This window comes from Mucilaginibacter gossypii, assembly GCF_900100945.1.
Taxonomy (GTDB): Bacteria; Bacteroidota; Bacteroidia; order Sphingobacteriales; family Sphingobacteriaceae; genus Mucilaginibacter; species Mucilaginibacter gossypii.
This window is the reverse complement of the sequence record NZ_FNCG01000007.1, coordinates 195,903-210,664: the sequence shown is the minus strand read 5'-3', so window position 1 is coordinate 210,664 and position 14,762 is coordinate 195,903. Positions and strand designations below refer to the sequence as shown.

Here is a 14,762-nt window from a genome sequence, read left to right as displayed (position 1 = left end):
CTTTGACAAATGCCCGGCTCATTTCACTTTCTTTTCTATAGCGGCACGTTGGTTGCCTGCCGATTTCTTGGCCTCTTTGATGGCTTTAGCACTGGTACCTTCCTTTTGTGCTTCATATTTGATCTCGTGGGGCTGATCCGAAACGGAATTCCTTTCCACTTTACTTCCTCTTGTACTCATAGGTCGATATATTTGTTATGAATAATTAGTTAATAGTTAACAAATTTTATTCCAACAGGTTTATGGCAACAAGCGAATTATTGAGAATGGACAACATGGGGATCGTGGTGGAATCCCTCGATAAAGCGATTGCTTTTTTTAGCGAAATCGGTTTGAAGCTGGAAGGGCGGATGGTAATCGAAGGTGAATGGGCTGGCCGGATCACAGGCCTTCCTAACCAGCGGGTAGAGATTGCGATGATGGTGACGCCGGACGGACATAGCCGTTTAGAACTATCACGTTTTTTGGATCCCGAAGTCATGGAGGATCACCGCAATGCGCCGGTCAATGCGTTGGGTTATTTGCGGGCGATGTTTGCCGTGACGAATATTGATGAACTGGTGGAGCGTTTGCAAAAACAGGGCGCAACGTTGGTTGGCGAGATCGTAAAATATGAAAATGCCTACCGGCTTTGTTATATCCGGGGGGCCGAAGGACTGCTGGTGGGTTTGGCCCAACCGCTTTAATTATTTAGGGGTTATGCTGGCCGGTTGGGGATGTTCCTGATAGTATTGTTCCAATGCTTTTAACTGAGCAATCTGCGATGACCGTGGGTTAATAAAAGAGCGCACCTTTTTGACCAGTGCAAAAGCAGCGTCATAAGTCAGGCCGGTACTGATCAGGTAGGCAATGGTCATGGTAGGTCCCCTACCGAGGCCCTGACGGCAGTGAATATAAACCTTGCCGCCGGCTTTGATCTCGTGAGTGACAAATTCCGCGCCTTTGATCAATGTTTCCAGCGGCGGCGGGGTATTGTCTTTCGTAGGCAAATGCAGGTAATGGAATCCTTCGTATTTCGACTCGGCGAAAGCCGGATGTTCCCGCATATTGACAATAGCAGTGATGCCCAGTGCTTTGAGTTTTTGCAGGCCGATCAGGCTGTACTGGCTCCCTAAAAAAAGATTGGCGGTGATCCGGCTGCGCTTCAGGGTTGGAACGCCATTAAAGAAACGGTAAATATTATCCCACATCTTCTGCCAGAAAATAACCAGCAGGATAATGATACTTTTGATTTTCGTTAACATGGCACAGCAATCGTTAAGGAGCCCGGAACAACCTTTAGCGTAAGTTTTTTAGCTTCTGTTCCACAATCGTCACAGAGATATACTTGTTTTTCAGGCAACCTGATCGTAATGTCCTTACCGGCCCAATGATCAACGGCGTCGGTTGTTTGATCCAGTAGACTGGACCCCGCGGCTTTGAGCAGCGATAGCAATCCTGCATCTTTGAGCAGTATAATATCCAGTAAGCCGTCATTGACACTGATCCCCGGGTACATTTGCAAGCCGCCGATACCGATGCTGCCGGAATTGGTAACAGTCAGGGCTACGCCGGTTGCTTCGGCCGTTTTGCCGTCTATCGTTAAATGGTAAGTAACCGGTTCGGTATTTACAGCGCTTTTCACCGCGGCAATACCATAAGCCAGTTGGCCGATCTTGTCCTTCAAACCCGGGTCGGTTTCGGTGATCATTTCTGCCATGATGCCCAGGTTGACCCGTAAAAGAAAAGGGCGGCCGTTAACCAGTCCTGTATCTACCGCTTGCAAGCGATACTTTTGGTCGCGGATCAGCTTTAAAGCTTCCATGGTATCTTGCGGGATACCCAGTTCTTTGGCAAAAACATTGGCCGTTCCGCCGGGAATAATGGCCAGGGGGGTGCTGGTTCCGATCAAACCTGCAGCGGCTTGCGTCACACTGCCATCACCACCATAAACGGCTACGAGATCGGTTTCATTCAGCACCGAGCGGATGAGTTCGGCAGGTTCTTCTTCTTCCTCCAATACGTGAACCGTGATCGCTGTCTTGCTGTGCCGGAATACTTCACCGATCTGTTCTACGATAGGTTCGTCTTTCCCGGCCGAGGGGTTAACGATAAAAAATAAATGCGGTGCTTTCATGCGCTGTGTTTGTTCCTTAACAAAAAACGCCAGGAAAAGATTGCCGGCGCACAAATTTGATGATTTCTTTTAGTCCATATCCTACTCCATGCGTCCGCTACTGTTGCGGTGATAGCAGCAGCCGGAAAGAATATTACCCATTAAAATTGTCTCTGTTTTTATTTGGAGCTATTCTCAATAACGTGTCCCTTTGCCAGGGATAAGATATCGCCTATAAAAAAGCCGGTGATCATCGTCGCGGGCCGGAAAGCAGATCAGTTTAAAAGCTGATCTTTTCGCCCTGCCATCCGGTCTTGCGCAAAAAACGCTCCCAGGTTAGGGTACCGGGATCGATCCGGCGGCTCCATTCCAGATCGCGGCCTTCGCGGAAATAACCATCTTCTACGGCGTAATTCACCATTCCGATAGTTTCCTGCACCAACAGCTCGTTGGAAGCAAACGCCGGGAAATGCCGGAGAAAGTCTTCGCGCGAATAAGCTGAACTGTAAACGGCCTTTTTGCCGGTTACCCGGATAAAAGTAGCTACCATCTCCCGCGGCGAAATGATGTCGCCGATCACAGGCAACGACTGCCCGGCATATTGCTGCTGGTCAGAAAATAGCTCCAGTACAGCGGGCCCGGTAGCTGTTAAGGGATCAACAAAAGGCGCACGGAAGTCTTCCGGCAGATAGATGGGAAAGACCAGCGTACCATCCTCCCTGACCAGCGGCGTATAAAACTCCAATAGGTTCGTGTAGAAAAAAGCCATATAAATAAAGGAACTGGTAATAGGCAGTGTCCGGATATAGGCTTCGACCCTGGCTTTATCTGTAAAATGTGGTGCGAACTTCTTTCCCCGGGTGATCTCATCAACGTTTTCCAGGCTGCTGAAGATCACGTGCTGTACCCCGGCTTCCACCGCCGCATCCGCCAGTTGCTTACCCAACTCAAATTCGTGGGTATCCGGCGGCGCGATACCAGGCGTCATCATGAAAACCCCGTGCGAGCCGCGAAATGCTTCGGTATAAGCTTTCTGATGACCGACATCCAGTGGCAGGTTAACTAATTCCGCACCCTGTTCTTTCAGGCTGATCGCATTCGGTGAATCCGTACGGCGGGTAATACCGCGCACCCGGTACCGGCCACTTTTCAAAAGCGTTTGCGCGGCGCTGTAACCCTGCTTGCCTAAAATTCCTGTGATGGTGATCAGCGGTTTGAGCGCTGTTTGATTGAATTCCGATTCCATAAGTTAAACTATAAAAATGATAGTTGCAAAACTATTTATCGTTTATTACTTTTGCAATAACTATCCATTTGGATAGCCTGACGAACCCATGCGAACAGAATGTAAAAGCGATTTTATCCAGCTCCGTGACAAACGATATCCTTGTACCGTAAGCCTGGCGATGGATTTGATCGGCGGGAAATGGAAAGCGGTCATCCTATACCATCTAAAAGATGCGGCTAAACGGTACAGCGAGCTCGGCAAGGAAATGCCCGGCGTAACCGAAAGAACACTGAGCCTGCAGCTCAGGCAAATGGAAGAAGACGATTTGATTTATCGAAAGGTCTACGGCGAAAAGCCGCCGATCAAAGTGATCTATGGCTTAACCGAATTTGGAAGGTCCTGCATTCCTTTGCTTAATGCCATCCTGCAGTGGGGTAATCAGGTTGCCGAACAAAGAGGCGAATTTGTAGATCTATAGGTCACCCTGATCCGGCATCTGTAAAATGGAACTGAGCTGACAGAGGCCGGTTTGGCATCGGCTACCTTTGCAGCATGGCAGCGATCAAATATTCCGAATTCTGCCTAAATCATTAAATAAAGCCACAAACCGTTTAAGGTCATCTATAAAATGGTTCGTGTGGTCGACGCGTTTGAGTACAATTTTAGGGAAGTTGTCAATTTTATTGACAACTTTTTTATGCAAGTTTGCGCAACGACGAAAACCCTATGTTCCTGCTATCGCCATTATTCACTTTTTTAAGTATCACAAAACTGATCACCGGTTTTTTTGCAGCCATATTTAACCGGCGCTAAATACAGGGCATTGGGCGGTTGATGGCATTAGTATAGTTATCTGATTTTTGGGTAGCTATCTCTGGTTGGAAGCGTAGTTATGTCGTTGTTTTTTTTTTGCTCAAAAACGAACGAGTTATTGTTCGGAACTGATACAGAAACTTAATGGGTTTGTATTTAATTGTTTGATTTTTAATTTTTTATTGTTTTGGAACGAAAGTTGAAACCAGGACTTTATTGCATTCAAACATCTTTCATATTCAAAGCTTAGAGCTTTTTCTCCTCGGAATGATTTTTACCGGGTTTACCGTGGCTATGCTTTTATGGTCCGGCAAACGGATTAACAGCAGTGCCAACCGGTATTTGAGTTTGGTTTTGAGTGTAACGCTATTGCATGCTGCGGGCTTGCCGTTATCTGTAATGCTGGCCTGGGGACCTTTACTTTATTTTTACTTTTTGCAATTAATCCATCCGGGGCGAACATTTCAGCGCGGTAACCTGTGGCATTTCGGCCCGCTGGTTTTATTACCGGTAGTTCCAGGCTGGATCGTACTGCTGAGTATGGCCGGCTACTTGTGCCTGTCACATCAGTTAATCCGAGATGCGCAACGGAGTCAACAAGCCGTGTTGATGGACAGGCAGCTCATGAGATACCGGCGATTGGACAGCATACTCAAAGTGCTCCTGTTACTGACTGCTGTATATTGGCTCAATGACCTGATTGTCCTTGGGATCCTTGTGGTACTGATCTGGATTGGATTTAGCAACATTTCAGCATCGGATACAAGACCTGAACAATCCTTGCCGACTTCCGTGCCCCAGAATTTACGGGATAGGGGCAGGTGGCTAAAAAAAGTGGTAGCGGCCGATCGATTATATGAAGATGCTGAACTATCATTAACTACTTTGGCAGAGAAGCTGGATATTCATCCGCACGAATTGTCGCGTATTATTAATCAGTCTTTTAAAAAGAACTTCAATGATTTTATCAACGAGTTGCGGATACAGGCTGTAATCAGGAAATTACACCATCCGGATTACGAGCGTTATAATTTGCTGGGTATTGCATATGATTCGGGATTTAATTCTAAATCGACTTTCAACCGGTTTTTTAAGGAATTAACTGGTCAAACTCCGGCCGAACATAAGCGTAAGCTAAAAAAAGAAGTGTCAAATGATAAGTTGACACTTCCGGCGGCTGATAAGCCAGTAATCTTGCCTCGGGAAAGCACCTGGGTACGGGTAGCTCAACGCCCCAAACGCAAGAGCATGATCCGAAATTATTTGAAAACCGCTTATCGCAGCCTGCAAAAAAACATAGGTTTCACCCTTCTTAATATCTTCGGACTTTCGGCGGGCCTGGCCACCTTTTTACTGATCGTTTTTTACGTAACTCATGAACTCGGGTATGATAAATACAACGAACACGCAGACCGTATATACCGAATAGGGCTTGATGTTAAATTAAATGGTAATGCGAACCAGTACGCCACTTCTGAAGAACCCCTGCCTGCGACCATTAAGGGCATGTTTCCTGAAATTGAGCAAATGACCCGCATGATTGATGTTGGCGGGCTGTTTCTATCGCCCTCGAAATTTTACATTCGTAAAGGGAATGAGAATATACAGGAAAAGAAGATTGTGTTTACTGAATCTTCACTTTTTAAGGTTTTCACCCTGCCGATGATTGAAGGGAGCCCCGCCAATGCGCTAGATGCCCCCCACAGCGCCGTAATAACTGAAAGCACGGCGAGAAAATATTTTAATCGTACAACAGTTGTAGGGCAGACGCTGACCATCAACGATACCAGCGCCTACAAAATCACCGGTGTTATTAAAGATATTCCTGAGCAGTCGCATTTTCACTATGATTTTTTCCTGTCATACAGTTCGCGTGCGGAAAGTGCTCAACACGGCTGGGGTTATGGCGGCATGCATAATTATTTATTGCTCAAACCTCGTGCTAATGTACACCGGCTGGAAAAAGAGATCGCTGCTGTCGAAATCAAAAATTCGTTTAATCCGGCTGCCTGGAGCAGCGGTGACAATTATTTCAGAACTGTATTGATGCCCATAACGGATATTCACCTCCGCGATCAAGCAAAATATCAGCTGGAAGCGGGCAGCAATATTCAATATGTTTATATATTTTCGGTGATCGCCATATTTATCCTGCTCATAGCTTGCGTAAATTTTATGAATTTAAGTACCGCCCGGTCGGCTAACCGGACTAAAGAAGTAGGCGTAAGAAAAGTGCTGGGGTCGTCACGAAAATTTATTATCGTGCAATTCCTTACTGAGTCTATGCTAGTGACAGTGGCTTCTGCTTTTATGGGTGCATTAATAGCCTGGTTGCTGTTGCCAATGTTTAATCAACTGGCGGCAAAACAACTGGCACTGCATTGGGGACAATTAGTATGGCTGGTTCCCACATTACTATTGATTGCCCTGGTGGTTGGATTTTTAGCGGGTGCATATCCTGCCTTTTTTCTTTCCGCTTTCCAACCTATCGATGTGTTGAAGGGCAAGATTGCTAATGGTTTTAAGGGCAGTTTTCTGAGAAGTTTTTTAGTGGTATTCCAGTTTTCTATATCTATTTTCCTGATCATTAGTACTTTGGTTATCTTTAATCAGCTCCAATTCATCCGTAACAAAAGCCTCGGTTTTGATCGCAGCCACGTCCTAGTTATTAAGAACAGCGATGTACTGGGCAACAGCGCTGCTTTATTCAAAAATGAATTGAAGCAGATTCCTGAGGTTGAAAATGTGAGTATGAGCGCTTTTCAGCCTACCGGCGACCTGCGGTTGAGAACCGGTCTTTTCCCGTCCCGGCTTATTGATATCAAACAGGTTATTCTGACTGAATTTTGGCCGGTAGATGAAGACTACATACATACCATGAGGTTGACGCTCGCCTCGGGTCGTAATTTTTCAAAAGATATGCCTACAGATAGTGCGGGCATGATCGTAAATGAAGCATTTGTACGCAAGTATGGCGCAAAAGATCCTTTGAATAAAACGTTGTACCGGGATTCATATGGAATCCAGCCTTATCATATAGTTGGCGTTGTTAAAGATTTTCATTATGCCTCACTACACGAGGAAGTTATGCCTTTAGCATTATATTATGCTCCCGATAATGGCGCTATCAATGTGAGGTTGCGCGGCAGGGAGATTTCAAACGTGCTTGCTTTAATTGAAAAGAGATGGAAGCACTTTTCACCAAACGAGCAGTTTACCTACTCGTTCATGGATGCCGATTTTGATTCAACTTATCGTGCGGAGCAGCGTGCGGGAACAATTTTCTTGTGTTTCAGTACGCTGGCTATTTTAATAGCGTGCCTGGGACTTTTCGGCCTTGCAGCTTACGCTGCGGAACAACGCACCAAAGAAATAGGTATCCGTAAGGTTCTGGGTGCCAGCGTATCGAAGATAACAGGTATGTTGTCTGTAGATTTTTTGAAATTAGTTGTGATAGCATTATTTATTGCAACGCCGCTGGCCTGGTGGGCGATGCAAAAATGGTTGCAGGGTTTTGCTTATCGTACTACTATCCAGTGGTATCTGGTCGCGGCAGCCGCGTTCGCGGCGATTTCGATTGCGTTGATTACGATCAGCTTTCAATCTATTAGGGCTGCGTTGGCCAACCCTGTCGACAGCCTGCGAAATGAATGAGTGGTAGCGGAAAACAAATAAGGGGTTGCACCGGCAACCCTTTATTTATTCAGTAAAGTTTTAACAGGGCTTCGCCACCGTTTTTTCCTTGATATGCGACAATTACCGATTTAGGCAAAATACTCATTCCTCTGATTCGTCGACAGCTGAGCGGTGATACTTCAGGTGCAGCTAAGTAAGGTCATTTTAAAGCGCTTGCTACGATTATCAGGAGAACTTTAGAATCTTAAATTTTGAACGTGCCGCGTTAAGGTTAAGTTCAAAAAGCTACCAATAGCTTCAAATCACCCATAGGCTGATTTGAGAAGTGCACTATTGGGCTCGAACCTGTTTAAAAAATATTAAACAACTATTATCTCTTTGCAGCGTTTCTAAGAGAGATAATCATTGTACGATATTTTCGGGTTCGACTCAAAACCGGTTAGGTATGTCGAAATCGGCCTTAATCATCAAATAAAGCCGCAAACCTTTTGAGGTCATCTATAAATTGGTTCGTGTGGACGACGGGTTTGAGTACCGAGCCGGGATGAAAGCTTTTCGAAGTTTTTATCCCGGCTTTTTTTCTTCTTAACTTTTTGTTAATTAGGTAAAACAAAAACGCCGCCGAGTTTATTTGACCGGTTCGTACAACTTTTTCTAAAATCTTCCATTTTTCCGGGGGGCGAATCAATAGTTAGCCTTTTTTTGTGAATTTCAGCCTTTCTATTCAGTTTAAACAGCATGTTTAACCGTAACAGTGCTCTGTCTATAATTTCGGCATTATCCAGCTGTTCGGTGTTATTTTTCCTCAAAGTTTTCAACCCTGCTTTAAGCCCTAAAATCTTCCTATCACACTCCATTTTCATCAGCTTATAGTCGGTTGAATCAATATCATTCGATAATAGCATCGTGCGCAACTCAGTTAGCTTGTCATTTTGCGTAATAAAAGGGCGGGCGACCTAATGATCACCATTGCGGCGACTTACATCATCGAATTATTAAAAAAAAATTTGACGGTATTTAAAAAGTTTCTACTTTTATAACATAATAGACCAGAATAGACCAATTAAATCAAAACTCAATTATGAAAAGAAAAGTACCTAAAAAACTGGGGCTTGTTATGTTTTGCTGTGTCATGTTATGCAGTATTCAACAGGTTTTTTCCCAGCAGCTTAAATCAATTTCGGGGCGGGTTAAGGACGAGCAGGGTTTGCCAATGCCTTCGGTAAGCGTTAGTCTTGTCGGCACCGCTAAAGGTGTAGTTACTGATGCTGATGGGGTTTATAAGATTAGCGTATCAGAAAACTCCATGCTATTGTTTTCTTTTATCGGTTATGAAAAACAATCGGTAAAGGTTACTGCTAACTGGGATGGGAACGTAATCATGGTTCCGGATAAAAAAACAAAAGTTCTGAATGAAGTTGTTGTCGTAGCCTATGGTACGCAGAAAAAAGCAAACCTCACGGGTTCGGTAGCTTCAATCGGCTCAAAGGAGCTGCAGGACAGGCCGGTTACAAATCTTAATGACGCTTTGCAGGGCACCATGGCCGGCGTTACCGTCACTACAACGGGCGGGCAGCCAGGCACTTCGGGTAATATTAACATCCGTGGTATCGGAACGTTAAACAATAGTGATCCGATGGTAGTGGTAGATGGGATTATCGGTAGTTTATCAGACGTGAACCCCAACGATGTACAATCTGTTTCGGTACTGAAGGATGCGGCATCGGCCTCTATTTACGGATCGAGGGCTGCCAATGGTGTGATACTGATCACGACCAAACGGGGTAAAAGCGGCAAAATGCAGGTAAACTATAATGGCTACTTTGGTAAACAGAAACCATCAAACCTGCCCGATTTTTTACCTTCATGGCAAGCCGCTGCCCTGTATAACCAGGCTCTGGCCAACGAAGGGCAAACGCCTTACTGGACAGCCGACGACATTACCAAGTTTAAAAATCAAACCGACCCGGATACGCATCCAAATACCGATTGGCAGGGCTTTTTATACAAGGGAAGTGGTTTTCAGCAAAACCATGCGGTGAATATCAGTGGTGGAGATGAGAAAACGCAGTATGCCTTTTCACTCGGTTATTTTCAGCAGGATGGTATTATCGCGAAATCAAACTTCAAACGATATTCTACCCGTATGAATATCAACTCGGCCTTAACAAAAAACTTTAGTGTTAGTGCCAATCTATCATTTTTATATGCACCAACAGAAGCTCCTGATGGCTTAGGCGGCGGTGATATTGGTGGTATTATAGGTACAACAGCCGCGATGAGCAGCACCGTGGTAAACCAATATAAAAACGGGGTATATAACTACCTCTCGTTTGGTAACCCTATTGCCTGGCTTAATTCGCCGGGGTATAACAACAATCAAAATACGCTTTTTACCGGTAATGTTGGTGCAGATTGGGAACCAGTTAAAGGTTTGCATTTCAAGCCTTCATTCGCATACCGGCATAATACAAATCCCGCGCAGGAGTTTAAACCGGCCGATGTTTACTACGATCCCCAAAATCCTTCATCGGTACTTACTACCATAAGTCAAAGCTCACTGGCCAATGCCAACGTGGTTAACAGTTACTACAACTTGCAGGGTTTGCTGGAATACGACAGGACTTTTGGCAAACATAGCATCAATGTGTTAGCGGGCGCCTCGCAAGAGCTTACCAATTACCAGTACCTGTATGCTTACAGACAAAACTTTTTAAATAGTTCGTTATCGCAAATTGACGCTGCACCATCCCTTGGCCAGCAAAATGCCGGTACTGCCAGTCAACTGGCATTGCTATCTTACTTTGGTCGTGTGAGGTATTCGTACGATGACAGGTATTTACTCGAAGCCAATATTCGCGATGATGGTTCATCCCGTTTTGCCAGGGGGCAGCAATGGGGCGTATTTCCTTCGTTCTCGGCTGGCTGGAATATCTCGAAAGAATCGTTTTTCGAATCTTTATCCGGTACCATTCCGATGCTTAAGCTAAGGGCTTCATGGGGTAAACTGGGTAACCAAACTTTGGTAAATCCTAACAACGGCAGTCAAACGCTGGCCAGTATGGGCGCGCTTAGTATAATTAGTCCTTATCCCGCTATTTCAACTATTTCAAGCGGACAAAATTATTCATTTAACCAAACGCTGGCACCAGGTATCGCGCTTAATAACGGAGCTAACAAGCTAATCACCTGGGAAAAATCAACTACTACCGACGTTGGCTTTGATATGGAACTGCTGAACAGCAAATTGAACTTCACAGCAGATTATTTTGTTAAAAATACCAACGACATCTTATTGCAGCTGCCAGCCAGCAGTGTTTATGGTTTTACCACACCTTATCAAAACGCGGGCTCTGTACGTAACAAAGGTTGGGAGTTTGCTGCTGCTTACCGTGACAAGATCGGCAGTGCATCTTATAACATTGCAATAAACGCATCCTTCATTACCAATAAAATAACCGATCTGGCAGGTACCGGATCTATCTCGAGTGGCCTGGTTGTTGGCGAACCTATCAAAGCATTTTACGGTTATCAGGTAGAAGGCATTTTTCAAACACAGCAACAGGTAGCCCAGCATGCTAAGCAAAGCGGAGGCGTTATTGGCCCTGGCGATTTGGTGTATAAGGATATCAGCGGCCCTAATGGCACACCTGATGGTGTTATTGATGGTAACGACCGTGTGTACCTGGGTACGCCTTTCCCAAAAACAACATTTGGTTTTACACTTGGCGCAGGCTGGAAAGGTTTTAATGTAAGTGCCTTTTTCCAGGGAGCTTTGGGTGTTAAAAACTATGTTCAGGGCTTCGAGTTAGGTTCATTGCAACAGCCTAATATCGGTAATCCAACTACAGCATTGCTCGATGCCTGGACTCCGGAAAATACCTCGGCTACTTTCCCAAGGCTATGGTCAACCTATTCTCAGAATAATCCGCAGAGCTTTGTATCATCTTTTTGGGTTAGGAACGCGTCTTATTTAAGGCTCAAAAATTTATTGGTAAGCTATAACATTCCGGGCAAACCACTGCAGCGCATAGGGGTAAAGGGAGTGAGGGTTTATTACAGCGGGCAGAACATCCTCACATTCACCAGCTTTTATAAATGGGTTGATCCTGAAACCAGTGCCGGTAACAACGCGTACGGCTCTTATCCGCAGTTAAAAACTAATACCCTTGGTCTTGAGGTATCCTTTTAATTATTAAAAAAATGTCGATGAAAAAATTAATCATAACCGCAATTATATTAGGTTCGGTGGCCGCATCAGGATGCAGAAAGGGTTTCCTGGACAGAGCGCCATTAGACTCCTACACCAATAACGTACTGTGGAAATCATCCAACGATGCCCTTGCCGCCTTAAACGGCTGCTATTCAAAATGGGGAGGCAGTAACAACGGCTATTATGGAGTTTTTGCAGATAACAATTCAGATAACACCTTTGATCAGTTTCCGTGGGAAAACTGGTTGTCACTTTCGGCGGGAATAGCAACGCCAACCAATACCGGGTACTCGAAATGGAATTATAAATGTATTCAAACCTGCAACTGGTTTTTGGACAATGTTGGAGGCACCAATATGGATGCCACATTAAAGGCCAGATTTATTGCCGAAGCCCGTTTTTTAAGGGCATACGAATATTTTACGCTTAGCCAGTTATACGGCGCAGTTCCATTGGTTGAGCACAATGTTTCGCCAGATGACGCTAATAAAGCAGCACAGACACCTAAGGCTGATGTTGTAGCCTATATTTTAAAAGAGCTTACTGCCATTGCCCCCGATCTGCCTGTTAGTTATTCGGGGGCGGATATTGGCCGCGTAACCCGTGGTGCGGCCATCGCTTTGAAAGCGAGGATTGAGCTTTTTAATAAAATGTATACCGAGTGCATTGCGGATTGTCAGGCGCTTATGTCGCCGCCGTTTACCTACAGCATTTATCCGAGCTATGTAAACCTGTTCCGTCAGCCTTTTGCCGATAACCAGGAAGTAATATTGGATGTTCAGTTTAAAGCAAGTGACAACAATTTTGGATGGGCCAGGAACATGACCATTAACTCATTAGGGGGCTATAATTCCATAGCTCCGACCCAGAGCCTGGTAGATGCTTATGAAACAAGTAATGGTAAAACTATTGATGATCCAACATCAGGATATGATGCAGCGCAGCCTTATAAAAACAGGGATCCAAGGCTTACTGCAACCGTTTTTTATCCAGGTACGCAATATAGCAGCAGGTTGCCTTACGGGCAGTACTATGATCCGCTGTCGGGCAGTCCGAAAACTATCGATCATTGGGGCGACAACAATTGTAGTCCATCGGCTTATGGTTTAAGAAAATATACTCCAGTAATTGCCGACTTTCCAAACATGGACCAGGTTGGTATGAACGTGATCCTGATCCGCTTTGCCGAAGTAAAACTGATGGATGCCGAAGCTAAGATCGAAAGCAATAAAATTGACGCTACGGTATTTGATGACATCAATTCGGTACGGAAACGCCCTGACGTGAGCATGCCGGCGGTTGATCAGGCAAAATACAACGATCAGGCAAGCTTGCGCACACTGTTGCGCCGCGAACGCCGGGTTGAGCTGGCTGTTGAGGGTTTGAGGTGGTTTGATATTCAGCGCTGGCAAATTGGTCAGCAGGTAATGAACGGGCAGGTTACCGGCAGTTTGCAAGGTAGCGTGAACCCAACCAACGGCGCGCTGACACTCACACCGGGTACCACCGTTAAAGTAGGGACGCCGCGTGTATTTGATGCCGCTAAAAATTATTTATTCCCTATACCTCAAACAGAGATAGATCTGAATAAAAACCTGAAACAAAACCCCGGCTATTAATAAAAAAACACATGTTTGGCAGCCCCCCGGGGGCTGCCAAACATGTGTTTACCCGACCGGAATTGGATGCCGGTTGGCAATGAAGAAAAAGAACAACAGGCTTGTCGGCTTTTTTCTTACTTTGGCTAAAATGTACTGGTACAATGGATAAAATTTTTCAGGAGATCAAAAAGCTTACGGATATCCCTTCATACTCTAAGCATGATAGGTTTGTACAAGGCATCATCAACGCTATTAACGAGAAGGTGATTGGCCAGGATGAGATGCTGCCATCAGTAAACAAGCTGATCAAGGAGTTAGGGTTTTCGAGGGAAACGATTATCAAGGCGTACCGGGAACTGATTAGCAGGGGCATTGTTGAATCGAAAAACAGGCATGGCTATTTTGTGGCCAACAGTAATGCCGAACAGACACTGAATGTAGCTTTGCTAATGTATAACCTGGATAGTTTTGAGGAGCAGTTTTACCGTAACTTTCGTCATGAGCTTGGTCCTAATATCGGGTTGAACCCATATTTTCATCATGGTGATATCGAGATCTTCGGAACCATCCTTAACCAGATCAAGGGAAAGTATGGTATGTATGTAATAGCGCCTATCCCTCATCCAAAAACAAAAGAACTACTGGAAGCCATTCCTCCAAATAAATTCCTGATGTTTGACAGGTATGAACCTATCGATGGCGATTTCAACCACATCACCCAGGAGTTTGGCCAATCATCATACCGCATCCTGGCCGAGCTTGCTCCTAAGATCAGGAAGTTTGATGAGATCATATTTTATCATTCGCCGGCATCTCTTGATCCGAAAGAGATCGTGCCATCGTTTAAAAAATTCCTGAAGGATTTTAATATTAAAGGCCGCATCATTAAGGAGTACGCCCATGGTTCGGTTGAAAAGGGGAAAGTTTATTTTACGCTGGACAACTTTGCCTTATGGCAAATTATGCGTGATTGTAAAAGTATGCAGCTTGTGCCGGGTAAAGATGTAGGTGTACTATCAAGTAACGACGAGCCGGCTAAAGAGATCATAGGGGTTACTACCTTTTCTGCCGATTTTGCCAGCATGGGCACCTTAGCCGGCCGCGCTATCGTTAATAAAGAAAAGATCAGCCTAACGGTGCCAACCATTTTATTTGAACGGAGCACACTATAAATTT

The 14,762-nt window shown here is 45.0% G+C and carries 10 protein-coding genes; 6 read left to right on the top strand and 4 right to left on the bottom strand.

What is annotated here, in order from left to right; genetic code table 11:
* Positions 1–18: 18 nt before the first annotated feature.
* A complete protein-coding gene (locus tag BLS28_RS15300) occupies positions 19–180 on the bottom strand; it encodes a DUF3606 domain-containing protein (RefSeq protein WP_091168834.1) in 162 nt (53 codons plus the stop codon).
* A gap of 62 nt (positions 181–242) precedes the next feature.
* On the opposite strand from BLS28_RS15300, the gene BLS28_RS15295 reads away from it, so the two are divergent.
* Positions 243–686: a VOC family protein gene (locus BLS28_RS15295; protein WP_091168831.1), complete on the top strand. Its 444-nt coding sequence runs from the start codon at positions 243–245 to the stop codon at positions 684–686.
* Here BLS28_RS15295 and BLS28_RS15290 read toward each other — a convergent pair whose 3' ends face one another.
* The 3 genes from BLS28_RS15290 to BLS28_RS15280 form a co-directional block, all read right to left on the bottom strand.
* Positions 687–1,244: a protein-tyrosine phosphatase family protein gene (locus BLS28_RS15290; RefSeq protein WP_091168828.1), complete on the bottom strand. Its 558-nt coding sequence runs from the start codon at positions 1,242–1,244 to the stop codon at positions 687–689.
* The gene (locus tag BLS28_RS15285; protein ID WP_091168826.1) at positions 1,238–2,116 is read right to left on the bottom strand and encodes a diacylglycerol/lipid kinase family protein; all 879 of its coding nucleotides are present in this window, start codon (positions 2,114–2,116) and stop codon (positions 1,238–1,240) included. Before BLS28_RS15285 ends, BLS28_RS15290 begins: the two co-directional genes overlap by 7 nt.
* Before the next feature lie 259 nt (positions 2,117–2,375).
* Positions 2,376–3,341 (bottom strand): NmrA/HSCARG family protein, encoded by a 966-nt coding sequence (locus BLS28_RS15280; protein WP_091168822.1) that lies wholly within the window; start codon positions 3,339–3,341, stop codon positions 2,376–2,378.
* A gap of 88 nt (positions 3,342–3,429) precedes the next feature.
* Between BLS28_RS15280 and BLS28_RS15275 the strand changes: the two genes are divergently transcribed.
* From BLS28_RS15275 to BLS28_RS15250, 5 genes are all read left to right on the top strand, one after another.
* The gene (locus tag BLS28_RS15275; protein ID WP_091168818.1) at positions 3,430–3,801 is read left to right on the top strand and encodes a winged helix-turn-helix transcriptional regulator; all 372 of its coding nucleotides are present in this window, start codon (positions 3,430–3,432) and stop codon (positions 3,799–3,801) included.
* A gap of 602 nt (positions 3,802–4,403) precedes the next feature.
* Positions 4,404–7,790 (top strand): ABC transporter permease, encoded by a 3,387-nt coding sequence (locus BLS28_RS15270; protein ID WP_091168816.1) that lies wholly within the window; start codon positions 4,404–4,406, stop codon positions 7,788–7,790.
* Positions 7,791–8,853: 1,063 nt separating this feature from the next.
* Positions 8,854–11,964 (top strand): SusC/RagA family TonB-linked outer membrane protein, encoded by a 3,111-nt coding sequence (locus BLS28_RS15260; RefSeq protein ID WP_091168811.1) that lies wholly within the window; start codon positions 8,854–8,856, stop codon positions 11,962–11,964.
* Between the two features lie 17 nt (positions 11,965–11,981).
* Entirely contained in the window at positions 11,982–13,604 is a 1,623-nt protein-coding gene (locus BLS28_RS15255) for a RagB/SusD family nutrient uptake outer membrane protein (RefSeq protein WP_176844480.1), read from the top strand.
* Positions 13,605–13,747: 143 nt separating this feature from the next.
* The gene (locus BLS28_RS15250; protein WP_091168804.1) at positions 13,748–14,758 is read left to right on the top strand and encodes a winged helix-turn-helix domain-containing protein; all 1,011 of its coding nucleotides are present in this window, start codon (positions 13,748–13,750) and stop codon (positions 14,756–14,758) included.
* The last annotated feature ends 4 nt before the right edge of the window (positions 14,759–14,762 follow it).

Bases quoted from the DNA above. Each gene is read 5' to 3' on its own strand.
- BLS28_RS15300 (WP_091168834.1), bottom strand. From the start codon at position 180: ATGAGTACAAGAGGAAGTAAAGTGGAAAGGAATTCCGTTTCGGATCAG.
- BLS28_RS15295 (WP_091168831.1), top strand. From the start codon at position 243: ATGGCAACAAGCGAATTATTGAGAATGGACAACATGGGGATCGTGGTG.
- BLS28_RS15290 (WP_091168828.1), bottom strand. From the start codon at position 1,244: ATGTTAACGAAAATCAAAAGTATCATTATCCTGCTGGTTATTTTCTGG.
- BLS28_RS15285 (WP_091168826.1), bottom strand. From the start codon at position 2,116: ATGAAAGCACCGCATTTATTTTTTATCGTTAACCCCTCGGCCGGGAAA.
- BLS28_RS15280 (WP_091168822.1), bottom strand. From the start codon at position 3,341: ATGGAATCGGAATTCAATCAAACAGCGCTCAAACCGCTGATCACCATC.
- BLS28_RS15275 (WP_091168818.1), top strand. From the start codon at position 3,430: ATGCGAACAGAATGTAAAAGCGATTTTATCCAGCTCCGTGACAAACGA.
- BLS28_RS15270 (WP_091168816.1), top strand. From the start codon at position 4,404: ATGATTTTTACCGGGTTTACCGTGGCTATGCTTTTATGGTCCGGCAAA.
- BLS28_RS15260 (WP_091168811.1), top strand. From the start codon at position 8,854: ATGAAAAGAAAAGTACCTAAAAAACTGGGGCTTGTTATGTTTTGCTGT.
- BLS28_RS15255 (WP_176844480.1), top strand. From the start codon at position 11,982: ATGAAAAAATTAATCATAACCGCAATTATATTAGGTTCGGTGGCCGCA.
- BLS28_RS15250 (WP_091168804.1), top strand. From the start codon at position 13,748: ATGGATAAAATTTTTCAGGAGATCAAAAAGCTTACGGATATCCCTTCA.